This window comes from Bradyrhizobium sp. CCBAU 53340 (assembly GCF_015291645.1).
Classification (GTDB): domain Bacteria; phylum Pseudomonadota; class Alphaproteobacteria; order Rhizobiales; family Xanthobacteraceae; genus Bradyrhizobium.
Genome location: NZ_CP030055.1, coordinates 741,883 through 758,593 on the forward strand (window position 1 = coordinate 741,883; position 16,711 = coordinate 758,593).

Consider the following 16,711-nt stretch of genomic DNA (forward strand, 5'->3'; position numbering starts at 1 on the left):
TTTTGTGGAAGCCAAACTGCTTCAAACGCCATTCGCTTGAAGCAGAACTACAGTGACCTCGCGATCAAGAGCTTCATGATTTCGTTGGTGCCGCCATAGATCTTCTGGATGCGGGAATCGATGAAGATGCGCGAGATCGGGTATTCCTGCATGTAGCCATAGCCGCCAAACAGCTGGAGGCATTCGTCAGCGGTCTGCACCTGCTTGTCCGAACACCAATATTTCGCCATCGACGCGGTGACGGTGTCGAGGTCCTTCGCCACCAGGCGCTCGATGCACCAGTCGACGAAGACGCGCGCGATCATCGCTTCGGTCTTGCGCTCGGCAAGCGTGAAGGCGGTGTTCTGGAAGTCCATCAGCGGCTTGCCGAACGCTTTCCGCTCCTTGGTGTATTCGGTGGTCAGCCGGACCGCGCGCTCCATCGAGGCGACGGCGCCGACCGCGAGCGCGAGGCGCTCCTGCGGCAATTGCTGCATCAGCTGGACAAAGCCCTGGCCCTCGTCCTTGCCGAGCAGGTTTTCCGGCGGCACGGTGACGTTATCGAAGAACAGTTCCGACGTGTCGGAGGCGTGCAGGCCGATCTTGTCGAGGTTGCGCCCGCGCTTGTAGCCTTCGGCACCCTCGGTCTCGACCACGATCAGTGAGATCCCCTTAGCGCCTGCCTCGCCGGTGCGCGCGACCACGACGACGAGATCGGCGGCCTGGCCGTTGGTAATGAACGTCTTCTGGCCATTGATGACGTAGGAATTGCCCTGCTTCTTCGCGGTGGTCTTGACGGCCTGCAGGTCCGAGCCGGTGCCGGGCTCGGTCATGGCGATTGCGCCGACCATCTCTCCGCTCGCCATCTTCGGCAGCCAGCGCTTCTTCTGCTCCTCAGAGCCGTAATTGAGGATGTAATGGGCGACGATGGCGCTGTGCACGGAGACGCCCGTCGTCAGCTCCGGTACCGTGCTTTCGAGATCGTCCAGCACTGCCGCGTCATAAGCAAAGCTCGCACCCAGCCCGCCATATTCCTCCGGCACGCTCGCGAGCAGTGCGCCCATCTCGCCGAGCCCGCGCCAGGCGAAGCGGTCGACCATCTTCTGCTCGCGCCATTTCTCCGCGTGCGGCGCCAGGTCCTTGGCGAGATACTTCCGGAACTGGTCGCGGAAGACGTCGAGCTCTTCGGTCATCCAGGAGGAGCGGTAGGACATGGCGGCCTCGGTCATTGATGGCGATGTGCCCGCCCAGCCCTGCCACAAGGCCAGATGCGGGCGCAAGCCCGCCGCCTTGCTACGCCTGCCGAAGCCGTCAATGATTGTGTCTTGAGGCTGCGCCTGGACGATGCCCTATCCCGCCTGCGCGGTCTTGCCACCGTCGACGACGAACTGGGCGCCCGTCGTGTAGGGGTGATCATCCGAGGCGAGCACCAGCGCGAAGGCTGCGATCTCCTCCGGCCTCGCCACGCGTTGCATCCCCGGCACATGGCTTTTGGCCCATTGCGCGATGGCGATGTGCCAGGCTGCGTCGGGAAGATTTTCCATGCCGGCAAGCCTGCGGATGAACGGCGTGTCCGTGGTGCCGGGGATCAGGGTGTTGATGCGGATGCCATGCTGGGCATATTCGAGCGCGGCGGCCTGGACCATGCCGACAAGCCCGCGCTTGGCCGCGGAATAGGCCGAGCGCTTCGCCGTCGTGGCGATGGCGTTGGATGACGATGTGACGACGATCGATCCACCCTTCTCCAGCATGTGCGGAATCTGGTACTTCATCGACAGGAACACGCCGCGCAGGTCGGTGTTGATCACGTCGTCGAATTCGGCGGCGCTGTACTGATGCAGCGGCTTTTCGATAGAGATGCCCGCGTTGTTGAAAGCCACGTCGAGCCGGCCATGAAGATCGATCGTCTTGTCGACCAGGGCCTTGACCTCGGCTTCGTTGCGGACGTCGGCCCGGACGAACGCCGCGGTGCCGCCGCCCGCCTTGATCTCGTCTTCCACCTGAGCCCCGCGCTCGACATTGCGGCCGCAGAACACCACCTTGCCGCCTTCGGCGGCGAACATCAGCGCGGCGGCGCGGCCGATGCCGGAGGTACCGCCTGTTACGATGACGACCTTGTCGGTGAAGCGCTGGCGGCCGCTCGGCTTCTGCTGGGGCAGGGCCGCGCCCTGACTGAGCGCCACGCCGCCGACGAGGCCGCTGAGGGCACTCGTCAGCATGCCCAGCACGGCTCCGCCGACCAGATGGCGCCGTTTCATCGGGGAGGTCGCGGTGCTATGCTCCGTTTCGGTCATTTCGAACTCCCGGCTGGTCAATCTAAACAGTGTTAAGATAGATAGACCCCAATCTGAACAGTGTCAAGTTTGCGCATGACGAAACCGATCGCGCCCGCGCGCGCCAAGCCGAGCCGCAAGGTTCCGAAGCCGGAAGCCGGCTATCATCATGGTGAGCTTCAGGAAGCCCTGATCGCGGCGAGCGAAGCCATTCTCGCCGAGCACGGCGCCGAGGGGTTCACCTTGCGCGAGGCCGCCCGCCGCGCCGGCGTGTCCCCGGCCGCGCCGTCGCATCATTTCGGCAATGCACAGGGTCTTTTGACCGAGGTGGCGATCCGCGGCTATGAGGCGCTCGCCGGCGCGCTGCGTGATGCGGCATCCCGCAAGCAGGGCGCGCGCGAACAGCTCCATGCCCAGGGCCTCGCTTATGTCGAATTCGCGCTGAAGCACCCCGGCCGCTTCCAGATGATGTTTGCCAACAAGCGCCTCGTTGCCGACGATCCGCGTCTCGCCCAGGCGAGTAGGGCGGCCGGCCGCGAGTTCGAGATCATCATCGCCGAGCTTGTCGGTGGGACGCCGCGGCAGGCGAAGACCGCGGCTGCGGCGGCCTGGTCCACCGTTCACGGCTTTGCCAAGCTTGCCCTCGAAGACAAATTCGGTTCAGGAAAGAGCGAGGCCGGATACCGCGAGATCATGACGACGCTCAATCACGTCCTGAACTATCTCTGGCCGGTGAATAGCGCGCGGCGCCAAAATGCAGATCGCGGGGTGAATGGGTCATGACGGCCAAGGCGACGGAGCTTAAGCTCGACATCGAACGCATCGGCACGGTCTCCGCGATCCTGATGCAGCCGGACAATGCGCGCGCCTGCTACGTCCTGGCGCACGGCGCCGGGACAGACATGCGGCATGCGTCGATGGAGAAGATTGCGGTGGGCCTCGCAGAGCGAGGCATCGCGACGCTCCGCTTCAATTTTCCCTACACGGAAAGCAAGCAGGGGCGTCCCGACCAGCCGGCGGTCGCACATGCAACCATCCGCGCGGCGGTTAAGGAGGCGGCGCGGCTGTGCCCGGGATTGAAGCTCGTCGCCGGCGGAAAGTCGTTCGGCGGCCGCATGACCTCCCAGGCGCAATCGAAGGCGGCTTTGCCTGGTGTCGGGGGGCTCGCCTTCCTCGGCTTTCCCCTGCATGCCGACAAGAAGCCCTCGACCGAGCGCGCCGAGCATCTCGCGCATGTCGAGATCCCCATGCTGTTCCTGCAAGGCACGCGCGATGGGCTGGCCGATCTCGGCCTGCTCAGGCCGGTCGTTGCAGCGCTCGGGGCGAAGGCGACGCTGCATGAGATCGAAGGCGGCGATCACTCTTTCGCAGTGCTGAAGAAGTCCGGCCGGACCAATGACGAGGCGCTCAGCGAGGTGCTCGACACGCTCGCGACTTGGATTGATCAACTTGCCTGAAGGTCAGGCAGAGTAGAGTCCCTTGTCGCGCGCCTTCTGGATCGCGAGCGCGGCGATCAGGTCGAGCGTCGGCGTCGACAGGCCGGCGGTGCGCGCGAAGGCGGCGGGCGCCTTGACCAGCACGTCGATCTCCATAGCGCGGCCGAGCTCATAGTCCTGCAGCAGGGATGGCTTGTGGTTGGGAGCAGGACCACTTCGCGTGACGCGCTTGACCTCGGGGATGAAGTGCTGGGCGATGTCATTGGCCTCGTTCAGCATGCGCGGGATGACCTCGGCGAAAGCAGGATCGTCGCGCACGCCGCGCGCGGTCTGGCCGGTGAGCAGGCACAGCACCGACAGCGACATGTTGGTCAGCAGCTTTGACCAGATCGCCTCGCGGATCTCCGCGACCGGCGGCGATTCCAGCCGCGCGTCGTTGAAGACGCCGCGGAGTTTTGTGATGCGCTCGCAATTGCGGTCGTCGCATTCGCCGATCAGGAGGCGGTTGCGGTCCGGCGTCAGGTTCTGCACCACGCCCGGCGCGATCACCTCATTGGAGGAGAAGACGACACCACCGACGATGCGCTCTTTCGGGATGCAGGCGCGCAGGCGGCCGCCTGGATCGAGGAACGAAATGTCCGGCGGCGTCGGGTGCCGCGGCGGCAGGCCGATGCCGTACCACCAGGGAATGCCGTTCTGGGCGAACACGATGGCGGTATTGTCTTGCAGCAGCGGCTTGATGCTTGAGACCAGTCCGGTCAGCGCGGTGGCCTTCAGCGTCGAGATCACCACGTCCTGCGGGCCGAGCTGGGCCGGATCGCCAGAGGCGTTCACCTTGGCGGAAACCTCGGAATCGCCGACGCGCAGCTTGAGGCCATTGGCGCGCGCCGCCTCCAGATGCGCGCCCCGCATCACGCATGAGACCTCGTGGCCGGCGCGCGCGAGCCTGACCGCGATATGGCTGCCGACGGCGCCCGTGCCGAAAATGCAGATGCGCATGTCTGTATCCCGTCCCAAGTCCCTGGTGCGATCAGGTACAGCATGACACAAGCCGCCATGCGATGGACGCGACCGCCCCACGCTGGAAAGATATGGATCGGGGTGTGTAGCCTCGGCCATAGTGCGCGCCATCAGAATAACCGGAGGATCGCCGATGACTGCCAGCCCCGTCCTGTGGACCCTTGATGAGCGTGGGGTTGCGACCGTCACGTTGAACCGGCCGGAGGTCAACAACGCCTATGACGGCGCCCTGATCGCGGGCGTGCTCGCCGCCATGGACGAACTGGCTAAGAAGCCGAATCTTCGCGTCGTCGTACTCAAGGGCAATGGCAAGCATTTCCAGGCCGGCGCCGACCTCAAATGGATCAACGGCGTGCGGCCGCAATCGCCTGACGCCAACGAGGCGGCGTCCCGGGCGACGTTCGAGGCCGTGCAGCGGCTCAACACGCTGCCGATCCCGACCGTCGCCCTGGTGCAGGGCGGCTGCTTCGGCGGCGGCACCGGCGTAATCGCGGCCTGCGATGTCGTGATCGCCGCCGACAACGCCCTGTTCTCCATCACCGAGGTGCGCTGGGGCCTGACCGCCGCGATCATCATTCCGCAGCTCTGCGATGCCATTGGTATACGGCAGGTCCGCCGTTACGCGCTGACAGGCGAACGCTTCGGCGCCGAGGACGCCCGCCGCATCGGCCTCGTGCACGAAGTGGTGCCGCTCGCCGATCTCGAAGCCGCGGGCACGAAGGTGGTCGAGCAGCTGCTCGCCAACGGCCCGGAAGCCTTGGCTGAGACCAAGCGGCTGGCGCTGGAAAGTTCGTTCGGCGGGATGGCGGTGGACGACGCGGCGTATACGCGGCTCGTGCAGCTGCATTCGCTCAAGCGCCAGAGCGCGGAAGCGGAGGAGGGGCTGGCCTCGTTCGCCGAGAAGCGGGCGGCGAAGTGGGGCAGCGGGAAGGGCTGAGCGTCAGCAGCCGCGGCAGATGCCGTGGATGCTGCGATAGACGGCCTCGTCGTCCTGCCGCATCTGGCGCAGCGATTCGAGTGTCTTGCTCTCGTCGGTTGCCACCGGCGTAGGCTTGTTGCGCTTCGCTGCTAGCTCTTCCTCCTGCCGCTTGTAACATGCTTCGCGATCAGGCTTGGCCTGGATGAAGCGGCAGTTCTGCTCGATAGCTGCGGCGGGGGCGGTAGAGATCGCGAGGGCGGTCAGGGTGGCGAGAGCGAATTTCAAAAGGTTCGAATCCATGGCTGCCTTTCAATGGCGGCCTTCTCTCAGGTCCGTTCGGCAAGAGCAACCGCGATGTTGAGACACGCGCGCGACCCGGCCTATAGCGACGGCGCGAGCGACGTTTTCAGCAGGGCCAGCAGTGCCTGCACCGCGGCCGCATTGCGTCGGCGTTCGGGAATGGCGGCTTTCACCCACAATTCCGGAATCGGAAACTCGCGCAGCACCGGCTTCAGCGCGCCGTTGTGCAAGGCGTCCGCCACGAGATAGTGCGAGATCAGCGTGATGCCGTTGCCGGCGATCGCGCTGCGCGCCAGCACGTGCCCCTCGTTGGAGGAGAGCAATGGGCTGACCTGGATGCTGATGCGGCCGCGCGGCCCGTCGAAGATCCATTCGGGACCGGTCGGCATGAAGCTGAGGCAGCGATGCTCGACGAGGTCGCGCGGGTGCTTCGGCGTGCCGTGCGTCTTCAAATAGGCCGGCGAGGCGCAGAGCAATCGTTTCAACGGTACCAGTGGCTCGTCGACCACACCGCCGAAGGAGTGCGGGAAGGCGCCGATCGCGATGTCAAAGCCTTCGGTAACAGGATCGACCGGACGGTCGATCAGCACGATATCGAGTTTCAGCCGCGGGTTCTGGGTCTGGAACGCACTGAAGGCATCGGCGAGCCTTGCCACCGTCAGCGAGGTCGGCGCCTTGATGCGGAGATGATCGACGAGGTCGTGGCCTTTCTCGCCCATGCGCGAAAGCAGGTCGGTGGCGTCGGTGACGACGCCGCGGGCGCGATGCACGTAGCGCTGGCCGGCGTCGGTGAGCCGCAATTGCCGGGTCGAGCGATGAAACAGCGGCGTGCCGATTCGCGCCTCGAGCTGCGTGACGCGCTTGGCCACGACCGAGGTCGAGACGTTGAGCTTTCGCGCCGCGGCGGAGAAGCCGGCCGCATCGGCCGTGGCGAGGAATGCCTGCAGGTTCACCAGAATGTCCATCTCGACCTTTCGCGATTCGAGAAAGCTGATCGCATATTTTGGTGGATTGTAGCTCGTCGCGAGTTAATTCATAGTCGTCCCCAAGCAAAGGATTTTTGGGAAGGGACGCGCCATGCGGGCTACGACGATCGAAGAACCAGCGCGCCAGGTGCCGCTTTACGGTGAATATGAAGTCGTCGTGCTCGGCGGGGGCCCCGCTGGCATCGTCGCGGCGGCGTCAGCAGCGCGCGCAGGGCGCAAGACGCTGCTGATCGAGCGTTACGGCTTTCTCGGCGGCATGGGCACCGCGGCCGGCGTCACCAATTTCTGCGGCCTGCATGGCAATGTCTACGGCGAAGCGGTCCGGCTGGTACAGGGCATGGCATCCGATCTGCTGGCGCGGATCGACCGTCTGAACGGCCTGAACGCGCCGCATCTGATCCTCGGCAAGGTTTTTGCGCAGGCCTATGACACCGCGGCCTACAAGATCGCGGCGGACGAATTGCTGGCCAGCCACAAGGTGCACATCCTCTTCCACGCGCTCGGCGCCGGCGTCGTGATGGCCGATGACCGCCGGATCGACGCGCTGATGGTCGAGACCAAGGCCGGCCGGCAGGCGGTGCGCGCGGACATCTTCATCGATTGCTCCGGCGACGGCGACCTCGCGGTTTGGGCCGGTGCGCCGTTCGAAATCGGCGACGAACACGGCCATCCGCTTTACCCATCGATGATGCTCCGTCTCAACGGCATCGATCCCGCAAGGGCGGGCGATGCCTGGCGAACCATCCCGCAGTTGATGGAAGCGGCGACTGCAGCCGGTACCCACAAATTCCCGCGCAAAAGCGCGATCGTGCGGCCGCAGAAATCCGGCATCGAGTGGCGGGTGAATTTTACGCAAGTCGCGCGCGAGGACGGCCACGCCATCAATGGTGTCGAGCCCGACGATCTCACCCGCGGCGAGATCGAGGGCCGCAAGCAGGCGCTCGCCGCCTTCGAGTTTCTCCGCACCGTCCCGGGCTTTGAAAAATCCTACATCGTCGACCTGCCGCCGCAACTTGGCATTCGCGAGACCCGCCGCATCAAGGGCGGCTATCAGCTCAGTGGCAAGGATGTGCTCGGCTGCGCCTCGTTCGAGGACTCCATCGGCGTCAATGGCTGGCCGATCGAGGCTCATGTCCCGGGCGATGTCGTCTTCACCTTCCCGCCGATCCCGGAATCGCGCGGCTATAACGAGCTGCCCTACCGGATGCTGGTGCCCGAAGCCGTCGACAACCTCCTGGTCGCCGGCCGCTGTGCCTCCATGACCCATGAGGGCCAGTCGGCGGCACGGGTGTCCGGTGCCTGTTTCGTGATGGGCGAGGCGGCCGGTTCCGCCGCGGCCCTGGCGCTCTCCGGAAACCGGATCCCGCGTGACATCCCCATTGAAAAATTGCAGGAAACGTTGAAACAACAGGGCGCCTTCATCGGGCGGGATCAGCCCGTGCTAAAGGGCCTGTAACGGACTGCAAAAAAGAGAATTATTGGAGGAAGCGGGATGATCGGGATTGCGCGGGTCGCGGCACTTAGCCTTTTGGCTATGATGGCGATGGGCACGGCTAGAGCCGAGGATGCGCTGAAGGCGAAGGTCGGCGTGCTCCGCCTGTCGTCTTCCGCGCCCGTCTTCATCGCGCAGGACAAGGGCTATTTCCGCGACGCCGGCCTCGACATCGAGCTGAAGTTTTTCGACGCGGCGCAGCCGATCGCGGTCGCGACCACCTCGGGCGACGTCGATTTCGGTGTCACCGCCTTCACCGCGGGCCTCTACAATCTCGCCGGCAAGGGTGTGCTGAAGGTGATCGGCGGCATGAGCCGCGAGAAGGCCGGCTATCCCCTGATCGGCTATTTCGCCAGCAACAATGCCTACGCGGCTGGTCTTAAGACGCCAAAGGATCTTGCCGGCAAGCGCATCGCGATGACGCAGGTCGGCTCATCATTCCACTATTCTCTCGGCCTGCTCGCCGACAAATATGGCTTCAAGCTGTCCGAGGTGAAGATCGTGCCGCTGCAATCGCTGTCGAACGCAGCCGCCGCGCTCAAGGGCGAGACCGTCGATGCCGCGCTGCTGCCGATCTCGACCGCGCGCAAGCTGATGGACGACGGCGGAGCGAAGTTTTTGGGCTGGGTCGGCGACGAGACGCCGTGGCAGCTGGGCGCGGTGTTCGCTTCGCCAAAGACGCTGGCCAACAAGGTGCTGGTGACCAAATTCCTCGGCGTGCTCGCGAAAGCCGATCGCGAATATCACGACGTGATTCTCGCTTCGATGAAGGACGGCAAAGCTCCGATCAACGAGCAGACAAAACCGCTGCTGGAGATCATTGCGAAGTATACGAACCTTCCGGTCGAGCAGGTGGTCGGCAATTGCGCCTATATCGACCCCGACGGCAAGCTCGACGTCAAGAACGTCGACAACCAGATCAAATGGCTGCAGGAGCAGGGCTTTGCCGACAAAGGCTATGATGCGGATGCGATCATCGCCAAGGAATATGTGAAGGCGGATTGATGCGGCGAACAGCACTCTCTCCCCGTCATCCTGAGGTGCTCGCAAAGCGAGCCTCGAAGGATGCATGGCCCGGATGCGGCGAGGCTGTCACCCTTCGAGGCCTCCGCTTCGCTCCGGCGCCTCAGGGTGACGGATCACGATATAGGCCGTGACATGGACCTGATCGCCAACCACATCTCCCACCATTTCGGCGATCTTGCCGTGCTCGACGACGTCTCCTTCACGGTGAGTGCCGGTGAAGTGGTGGCGATCGTGGGTCCCTCCGGCTGTGGCAAGAGCACGTTGCTGTCGATCCTCGGCGGGCTGCTACAGCCGACCTCGGGCGCGCCCGAACTGCGCGGGGCGCCGCCGGCGGACAGTCTCAACCCGCTCACTTTCGTGTTCCAGGATTTTGCGTTGCTGCCCTGGGCGACGGTCGAGCAGAACGTCGAATTTCCGTTGCTGCACACGCAGCTCTCGGCAACGGAACGCCACGCGCTGGTCGAGGATGCGCTGCGCCGTACCGGGTTGACTGATTTCCGCCAGACCTATCCGAAGCAGCTCTCCGGCGGCATGCGCCAGCGCGTCGGCATTTCGCGCGCGCTTGCGGTGAGGCCTGCGATCCTGCTGATGGACGAGCCGCTGTCGGCGCTGGATTCGCAGACGCGCGAGCTCTTGATGGAAGATTTCGTCCGGCTGCTCGCCGATGGCGGCATGGGCGCGGTCTATGTCACGCACAATCTCGAAGAAGCGGCACGGCTTGCCGATCGCATCGTGGTGCTGTCGCGGCGGCCCGGACGGATCCGCGAGGTCGTGACGGTGCCGATGACGCGCGCCGAGCGCGGCGAAGCGGCGGCGCGTGAACAGCTGCTGGCGCTGCAGAACCAGATCTGGTCGCTGATCCGCAACGAGGCGATCGATGCCGAGCGCGAGGTGCAGCATGCTTGATCGCGCCGGGACATCCGCGAAGGACGAAACGACGCGGCGCGTCCGCTTCCGCGGCGCGGGCTTCGTACCCGCCTCGAGCCGATTCGGCGGCTGGATTGCGCTCGCCCTCGTCATCGCGATCTGGCAGGCGGCTGGTAGCGCAAAGCTCGTCAATCCATTGTTCTTGCCGGCCCCATCGGCGATCGTGCGCGCGATCTATGAGCTCGCGATGTCGGGTGCGCTCTGGCAGCATCTCTCGGCCTCGCTGCTGCGCATCGGCGTCGGCTGGCTGCTGGGAACAGTGGCCGGCGTCGTGGTCGGCTTTGCCATCGGCCTGTCGCGACTGGCGCGCAGCGTCGGCATCACCTTCATTTCGGCGCTGTTCCCGATTCCGAAGATCGCGCTGCTGCCGCTCTTGATCCTCTGGCTTGGCATCGGCGAAGAGCCCAAGATCGCGACCATTGCGCTCGGGGTGTTCTTCTCGACCGCGATCTCGGTCTATAGCGGCGTCGACGCGGTGCCGCGCAATCTGATCCGCATGGCGCAGAGCTTCAACGTTCCCTTCGCCACCATCGTGCGCAAGGTGATCTGGCCGGGCGCGCTGCCCGCGATCCTTGCCGGCTTCCGCATCACGGCATCCGTGGCGCTGCTGCTCGTCGTCAGCGCCGAGATGATCGGCGCGCAATACGGCATCGGTGCCTTCGTGCTGCAGGCCGGCAATCTGATGCAGACCGATCAGCTGCTCGCGGGCGTGGTGATCCTGTCGGTGTTCGGGCTTGCGGTGGGAAAGGTGATCGGTTGGCTGGAGACGCGGCTGTTGCACTGGCGGTGAATTGTCGTCCCGGCGCAGGCCGGGACCCACACCGCGTGATCTATCGAGAGATCTCGGTATTCGTACCGACGAACGAATAACTCCAAGTCTTCGCCAAACTACTCCCTGGGGTTATGGGTCCCGGCCTGCGCCGGGACGACAGCGAGTATTTGCCCAGCAGCACACCTCACGCGTTGCCGCGATCCTCGCGGAACAGGTCCAGCTTCTGCTGCACCGGTCGGTCCGAGAAGCTGAACAGCACGGCGTCCTCGTCCGCCTCGTGCGTCACCCATTGCCAGCTCGGCACCACGAACAGGTCGCGCGGCCCCCATTCGAACACGGCATCGCCGATGCGGCTGCGACCGCGTCCTTCAATCGGGCAGAACACCGTCGCATCCGTCGCACGATAGCGTGCAGTTTTAAAACCCTTCGGGAGCAGCTGGATGAACGTCCCGATGGTCGGCATGGCGAAATCGCCGGTCTCGGGATTGCTGAATTTCAGCTTCAACCCGTGACAGGCGTCCCACTCCTGGCTCGTCCTGGCCTTCTCCAGTGCCTCGCGGGTGTGGGCATAGGGATAACTGAAGATCGGTGAGGTCTTGGACGAGCGTTTCACATCGACCGGCAGCAGGTTGTGGCCGTAGCGCGCAAAGCTGTCGCCGGCGGGTTTTGTGATCTTCTGCTGGTCTTCCTTCGAGCCTTCCGCAAAGGAGCAGTCGAAGAACTGCACCAGCGGAATGTCGAGACCATCGAGCCAGAACATCGGCTCATTGGTCTCGTTGGAATGATCGTGCCACGTCATCGAGGGCGTGATGATGAAGTCGCCGGGTTCCATCGCGGTGCGCTCTCCGTCGACCGCAGTATGGGCGCCCCTGCCTTCGAGCACGAAGCGCAGTGCCGACTGACTGTGCCGGTGCGCGGGCGCGACATCGCCTGGCACGACCATCTGCACGCCGGCGTAGAGCGAGGTGGTGATCTTGGACTGGCCGCGCAGGCCCGGGTTCTCCAGCACCAGCACGCGTCGCTCGGCCTCCTTGGCTGTGATGAGCTTGCCGGCTTCCGTCATGTAGTCGCGGATGACGTCGAATTTCCACAGATGCGGCCGGCAGGCGCTCTTCGGCTCCGGCGTGATCAGATCGCTCATCACCGTCCACAGCGCGGTGAGATTCTCGCCGTCGATCTTCCTGTAGAACGCCTCGCGTTCGGGCGTCTTGGTTACGGCTTCCATGGTTGCTGCTCCCGATCGTCTTGTTGATTGACAGTATACTTACAATCTGGGTAGCGTCAACGTCACGAACGACATACAAGACTGTCATTCCGGGGCGCGCCACTCGGCGCGAGCCCGGAATCCATAACCACGATCGGGAGAATGGATTCCGGGCTCTCGCTTCGCGAGCCCCGGAATGACAGAAAGTAAAAGGGAGGATTCCGATGAAGCTGCATGGCTATTTCCGCTCCAGCGCCGCCTACCGCGTGCGAATTGCGCTGAATCTCAAGGGCCTCGGCGCCGAGCATCTGACGCATCATCTTCGCAAGGGCGAGCAATGCGCCCCCAGCTATCTCGCCATCAATCCGCAGGGCCTCGTACCGGCTCTGGAAAACGATACGGGCGCGGTGCTGACCCAGTCAGTCGCCATCATCGAATGGCTCGACGAAACCCACCCCAATCCGCCGCTGCTGCCGAAGGATCCGCTGCGGCGCGCCAAGGTGAGGGCGTTCGCGCTGGCGATCGCCTGCGACACCCATCCCGTGCAGAACCTGAAGGTGCTGGTGCGGCTGCGCGAGCTTGGCCTTGCCGAGGATAAAGTCCAGGAATGGGCGGCGTGGGTCAACCGCGAGGGCCTGTCGGCCTGCGAGACGCTGGTCAAGGATGAGCCGGGGCCGTTCTGCTTTGGCGATGCGCCGACGCTCGCCGATCTCTGTCTGGTGCCGCAACTGGCCAATGCGCGCCGTTTCGGTGTCGATGTCTCGGCCTATCCGCGCCTGCTGGAGGCCGAGGCCGCAGCCAAGGCTTTGGCCGCCTTCGCCGACGCTGCGCCGGAGAAGCAGCCCGATGCCGAGTAAGCCTCTTCCTCCGATCACGATGGAGGCGGTCTATGCCGCGCCGGGTTATCTGTTCCGGCGCATGCAGCAGATTGCGGTCTCGATCTTCATGGAAGAGTGCAAGGCGTTCGATCTCACGCCAGTGCAATATGCGGCGCTGATCGCGATTCACACCCATCCCGGCATCGATGCGACGCGGCTGTCGGCGGTGATCGCTTTCGACCGCTCCACGCTCGGCAGCGTGATCGAGCGGCTCCTGGCCAAGGGCTATGTCGAGCGCAAGCCGGCGCCGGAGGACAAGCGGATCAAGCTGCTCTATTTGACCAAGCCGGGCGCTGCGATCCTGCGCGAGATCATCCCCGCGGTCGAGCGCGCCCAGGCGCGCATGCTGGAGCCGCTGAAGCCCGCCGATCGCAAGGCGTTGCTGGCGCTGATGTCGCAGTTCGTCGATCTCAACAACGAAGCCTCGCGCGTGCCGCTGCGGGCCGAGGATGCGCTGGAGCATCTGGGCAAGGCGGGGTGAGGACGTGACTGGGCGATGCCGTCGCCTCTTGTTCAGCCGTCGTCCCCGCCTTCGCGGGGACGACACCTATCGTGCAGCGCGGCCCTCGCCTCACATCTTCAGCAACGCCTGTCGATCGATCTTCCCGGTCCCCGTCTTCGGCAACTCGTCGATGAAGATCACCTCGCGCGGATATTTGTACGGCAGCAGCTTGCTCTTGACGTAATCCTGCAGACGCCGCGTCGCCTCGCTCTGATCCGTCGTGCGGTTGTTCATCACCACCACTGCTTTTAGCGTCATGCGCCGATCCGGCAGCTCGGCGGCGAACACGGCGCATTCGCGGATCTCGGGATGGTCGGCGAGGCACAGCTCGACTTCGAGCGGGTAGACCCATTGGCCGGAGATCTTGATGAGGTCGTCGGCGCGGCCGCGGAAGAAGTGAAATCCGTCGCTGTCGCGGATGAAGCGGTCGCCGGTGTAGATCCACCCCTCCTCGCGAATGCTCTTGGCGGATTTGTCCGGCCTGTTCCAGTATAGCGGCGTGTTGGAATCGCCGCGCACCCACAAGATGCCTTCCTCGTTGTCGCCGACGTCGCGGCCGTCCTTGTCGCGTAGCGCGACCTCATAGCCGGGTACGCGCAGGCCCGCGGCGCCCAGCTTCTTCCGCTCGGGGCGGTTGGAGAGATAGATGTGCAGCACCTCGGTCGAGCCGAGTCCCTCGACGATTTCGAGCCCCGTGAGCGTCTTCCAGCCGTTGAATACCTCGGCCGAGAGCACTTCGGCGGCGGACAGCGCCATGCGCAGCGACGAGAAGTCCGTCTGTTGCGCGCCCTCGGCCTTGGTCAGCGAGGTGTAGAGTGTCGGCAGGCCGAAGAAGACCGTCGGCTTGTACTGCTCGATCGCGGCAAAGATCGCCGCCGGCTTCGGCTGGCCGGGCAGTAGCAACGTCGCAGCGCCTGAAGCGAACGGGAAGGTGACGGAGTTGCCAAAACCGTAGGCGAAGAAGATCTTCGGCACGGAGAAGCAGATGTCGTCCGGCGTCAGCTTCAGCACGTTCTGCGCAAAGGCGAGCTCGCTATAGGGCATGTCGTGCTGGAGATGCACGATGCCCTTGGGTCGGCCGGTCGATCCGGAGGAATACATCCAGAACGCCATCTCGTTGCGATGCGTCGGCGCTTCGGTCAGTTCGGCCGGAAATGGCGAGAGCCAGTCCGCGGCCGCCACCGCTACCGGCGCGGCGTGATCACCCACCGCGCCATTGACCACGATCAGCGTGCGCAGCTCCGTGTCCTTGCAGGCCTCGGCATTGAAGCGCGCACAGAACTCGGCATCCGCCACCGCAACCGTGGCGCCGGAATCGGCGAGATAGAATTGCAGCAGGTCCGGCGGCGTCAGCGTGTTGATCAACAGCGGCACGAAGCCGGCGCGCACGGCACCAAAGAAGGCGGCAGGATAGGCGGGCGTGTCGTCGAGGAACAGCAGCACGCGGTCGCCGCGCTTCAGCCCGAGGGAAGCGAATCCATTGCCCCAGCGACAAGCTTCCGCACAGAGCTCGGCATAGGTCCGCGAGCCGGCTGGACCGACGAGCGCGAGCTTGTTGCCGCGGCCACGGGCGAGATTGTCGAACAGCACGCGGCTGGCATTGTAGATGTCCGGAATGGCAAAGCCGATCTCGCGTGCCCCCGGACTGTCCGCGGGCACCCGGTCATGGATCTGATTGCTCATGCCCTGGCCTCGCCTGCCGCGTCTCCGCCGTTCTTCTCGGCCTCGTAGCGGGCCATGAAGGCCGGCGACATCGCGCGCAGGCGTGCATCGTCGATGCGGCCGGATCGGGTGATGTAGCTGTAGGCAAAGTCCATCAAGCCGAGCTGCATGTGCTGGGCAAAGTGCTCGTACCAGAACGCGCTGGTGCGCGCGGCATTGACGAGCTTTTGCACCACCGGCTTGCGCGCGGCCTGGTAGCGATGCAGCGCGGTCGACAGATGCGCATCCGATTCCAGCGCCTTGACCAGGGAGATCGCATCCTCGATGGCGAGCCGCGTGCCCGAGCCGATCGAGAAATGCGCCGAGTGCAGGGCGTCGCCGATCAGCACCATGTTCTTGAACGACCAATGCTCGTTCCAGACCCAGGGAAAGTTGCGCCAGATCGACTTGTTGGAGACGAGGCAATGGCCGCCAAGCGTGTCGGCGAACACTTCCTCGCAGACGCCCTTGGACTGCTCGACGTCCTTGTAGGCGAAGCCATAAGCCTGCCAGGTCGCGTGATCGCATTCGACCAGGAAGGTGCTCATGTTCGGCGAGTACCGGTAGTGATGGGCGTTGAAGGCGCCGCGGTCGGTCTTTACGAAAGTCTGCGACAGCGTGTCGAAGCGCTTCGAGGTGCCGTACCAGACGAACTTGTTGGAGGAGTAGGACAGGGAGGTGCCGAAATCCCCCTCATAGGCGCGGCGCACCAGTGAGTTCAAACCATCGGCGGCGACGATCAGGTCGTGGCCATTGAGTTGGTCGATCGCCTGGATCTGGGTGTCGAAGCGCGGGGTGACGCCGACATCGAGCGCGCGCTGCTGCAGGAATCGCAGCAGCTCGAGCCGGCCGATCGAGGAGAAGCCGACACCGTCGATGGCGACGCTGTCGCCATGCAGGTTCAGCGTGATGTTCTCCCAACTCTCCATGTGCGGCGCGATCGCGTCGACCGTCTCGGGGTCGTCGGCGCGCAAGAATTCCAGGGCCTGGTCGGAAAACACAACGCCAAAGCCCCAGGTCGCATCGGCCGGGTTCTGTTCGAACAGGTCGACTTGATCCTCGGGGTGACGCTTCTTCCAGAGATAGGCGAAGTAGAGCCCACCGGGCCCCCCACCGATCACGGCGATTTGCAACGTCTGCCCTCCCGAATTGACAGTATACTTACTATCTCAGGGTAGACTAATAAGCTTCGGCCGCCCGCGCCAGCGGAACTATCGATCAGGCGAGGTGCGCCGCAGCACAGCCGCGGGCACCCGCTTGGCGCATGCCCGATACCGTCAGCCGCGAATCATAGCC

17 protein-coding genes are annotated in these 16,711 nt (G+C 64.5%); 9 read left to right on the top strand and 8 right to left on the bottom strand.

The genetic code is table 11. The annotated features are described in order from the left end of the window. Positions 1–47: 47 nt before the first annotated feature. Positions 48–1,193, bottom strand: coding sequence for an acyl-CoA dehydrogenase family protein (locus XH89_RS03440; protein WP_194465735.1), 1,146 nt, complete (start codon positions 1,191–1,193; stop codon positions 48–50). Between the two features lie 135 nt (positions 1,194–1,328). Next, a complete protein-coding gene (locus tag XH89_RS03445) occupies positions 1,329–2,273 on the bottom strand; it encodes an SDR family NAD(P)-dependent oxidoreductase (RefSeq protein ID WP_246767726.1) in 945 nt (314 codons plus the stop codon). Positions 2,274–2,348: 75 nt separating this feature from the next. Between XH89_RS03445 and XH89_RS03450 the strand changes: the two genes are divergently transcribed. Both XH89_RS03450 and XH89_RS03455 read left to right on the top strand, forming a co-directional pair. Continuing rightward, on the top strand, positions 2,349–3,035 hold the full coding sequence (locus XH89_RS03450; RefSeq protein ID WP_194465736.1) for a TetR/AcrR family transcriptional regulator: 687 nt from the start codon (positions 2,349–2,351) through the stop codon (positions 3,033–3,035). Next, a complete protein-coding gene (locus XH89_RS03455) occupies positions 3,032–3,709 on the top strand; it encodes an alpha/beta family hydrolase (protein WP_194465737.1) in 678 nt (225 codons plus the stop codon). Before XH89_RS03450 ends, XH89_RS03455 begins: the two co-directional genes overlap by 4 nt. Before the next feature lie 3 nt (positions 3,710–3,712). On the opposite strand, the gene XH89_RS03460 is transcribed toward XH89_RS03455, so the two are convergent. Next, positions 3,713–4,687: a ketopantoate reductase family protein gene (locus tag XH89_RS03460; protein WP_194465738.1), complete on the bottom strand. Its 975-nt coding sequence runs from the start codon at positions 4,685–4,687 to the stop codon at positions 3,713–3,715. A 154-nt stretch (positions 4,688–4,841) separates the two neighbouring features. Here XH89_RS03460 and XH89_RS03465 point away from each other — a divergent pair, with 154 nt between their 5' ends. Continuing rightward, positions 4,842–5,645: an enoyl-CoA hydratase-related protein gene (locus XH89_RS03465; RefSeq protein WP_194465739.1), complete on the top strand. Its 804-nt coding sequence runs from the start codon at positions 4,842–4,844 to the stop codon at positions 5,643–5,645. Between the two features lie 3 nt (positions 5,646–5,648). Here XH89_RS03465 and XH89_RS03470 read toward each other — a convergent pair whose 3' ends face one another. After that, on the bottom strand, positions 5,649–5,927 hold the full coding sequence (locus XH89_RS03470; protein ID WP_194465740.1) for a hypothetical protein: 279 nt from the start codon (positions 5,925–5,927) through the stop codon (positions 5,649–5,651). 80 nt (positions 5,928–6,007) lie between these two features. After that, positions 6,008–6,892, bottom strand: a complete 885-nt coding sequence (locus tag XH89_RS03475; protein ID WP_194465741.1) for a LysR family transcriptional regulator — start codon at positions 6,890–6,892, stop codon at positions 6,008–6,010. A 112-nt stretch (positions 6,893–7,004) separates the two neighbouring features. Here XH89_RS03475 and XH89_RS03480 point away from each other — a divergent pair, with 112 nt between their 5' ends. The 4 genes from XH89_RS03480 (at position 7,005) to XH89_RS03495 (ending at position 11,148) form a co-directional block, all read left to right on the top strand. Beyond that, on the top strand, positions 7,005–8,369 hold the full coding sequence (locus XH89_RS03480; protein WP_194465742.1) for an FAD-dependent oxidoreductase: 1,365 nt from the start codon (positions 7,005–7,007) through the stop codon (positions 8,367–8,369). 36 nt (positions 8,370–8,405) lie between these two features. After that, positions 8,406–9,410: an ABC transporter substrate-binding protein gene (locus XH89_RS03485; RefSeq protein WP_194465743.1), complete on the top strand. Its 1,005-nt coding sequence runs from the start codon at positions 8,406–8,408 to the stop codon at positions 9,408–9,410. A 153-nt stretch (positions 9,411–9,563) separates the two neighbouring features. Then, a complete protein-coding gene (locus tag XH89_RS03490; protein WP_194465744.1) occupies positions 9,564–10,337 on the top strand; it encodes an ABC transporter ATP-binding protein in 774 nt (257 codons plus the stop codon). Continuing rightward, entirely contained in the window at positions 10,330–11,148 is an 819-nt protein-coding gene (locus XH89_RS03495) for an ABC transporter permease (protein WP_194465745.1), read from the top strand. The genes XH89_RS03490 and XH89_RS03495 overlap by 8 nt, the downstream gene beginning before the upstream one ends. A 166-nt stretch (positions 11,149–11,314) precedes the next feature. On the opposite strand, the gene gtdA is transcribed toward XH89_RS03495, so the two are convergent. Further along, positions 11,315–12,355 (bottom strand): gentisate 1,2-dioxygenase, encoded by a 1,041-nt coding sequence (gene gtdA / locus XH89_RS03500; protein ID WP_194465746.1) that lies wholly within the window; start codon positions 12,353–12,355, stop codon positions 11,315–11,317. A gap of 203 nt (positions 12,356–12,558) precedes the next feature. Here gtdA and maiA point away from each other — a divergent pair, with 203 nt between their 5' ends. Continuing rightward, positions 12,559–13,191, top strand: coding sequence for a maleylacetoacetate isomerase (maiA, locus tag XH89_RS03505; protein WP_194465747.1), 633 nt, complete (start codon positions 12,559–12,561; stop codon positions 13,189–13,191). Then, complete coding sequence (locus tag XH89_RS03510; protein WP_194465748.1) at positions 13,181–13,693, top strand: MarR family winged helix-turn-helix transcriptional regulator; 513 nt, start codon at positions 13,181–13,183, stop codon at positions 13,691–13,693. Before maiA ends, XH89_RS03510 begins: the two co-directional genes overlap by 11 nt. Before the next feature lie 90 nt (positions 13,694–13,783). On the opposite strand, the gene XH89_RS03515 is transcribed toward XH89_RS03510, so the two are convergent. Both XH89_RS03515 and XH89_RS03520 read right to left on the bottom strand, forming a co-directional pair. After that, the gene (locus XH89_RS03515) at positions 13,784–15,397 is read right to left on the bottom strand and encodes a benzoate-CoA ligase family protein (RefSeq protein WP_194465749.1); all 1,614 of its coding nucleotides are present in this window, start codon (positions 15,395–15,397) and stop codon (positions 13,784–13,786) included. Continuing rightward, on the bottom strand, positions 15,394–16,548 hold the full coding sequence (locus XH89_RS03520; RefSeq protein WP_194465750.1) for an FAD-dependent monooxygenase: 1,155 nt from the start codon (positions 16,546–16,548) through the stop codon (positions 15,394–15,396). Before XH89_RS03520 ends, XH89_RS03515 begins: the two co-directional genes overlap by 4 nt. Positions 16,549–16,711: the final 163 nt, after the last annotated feature.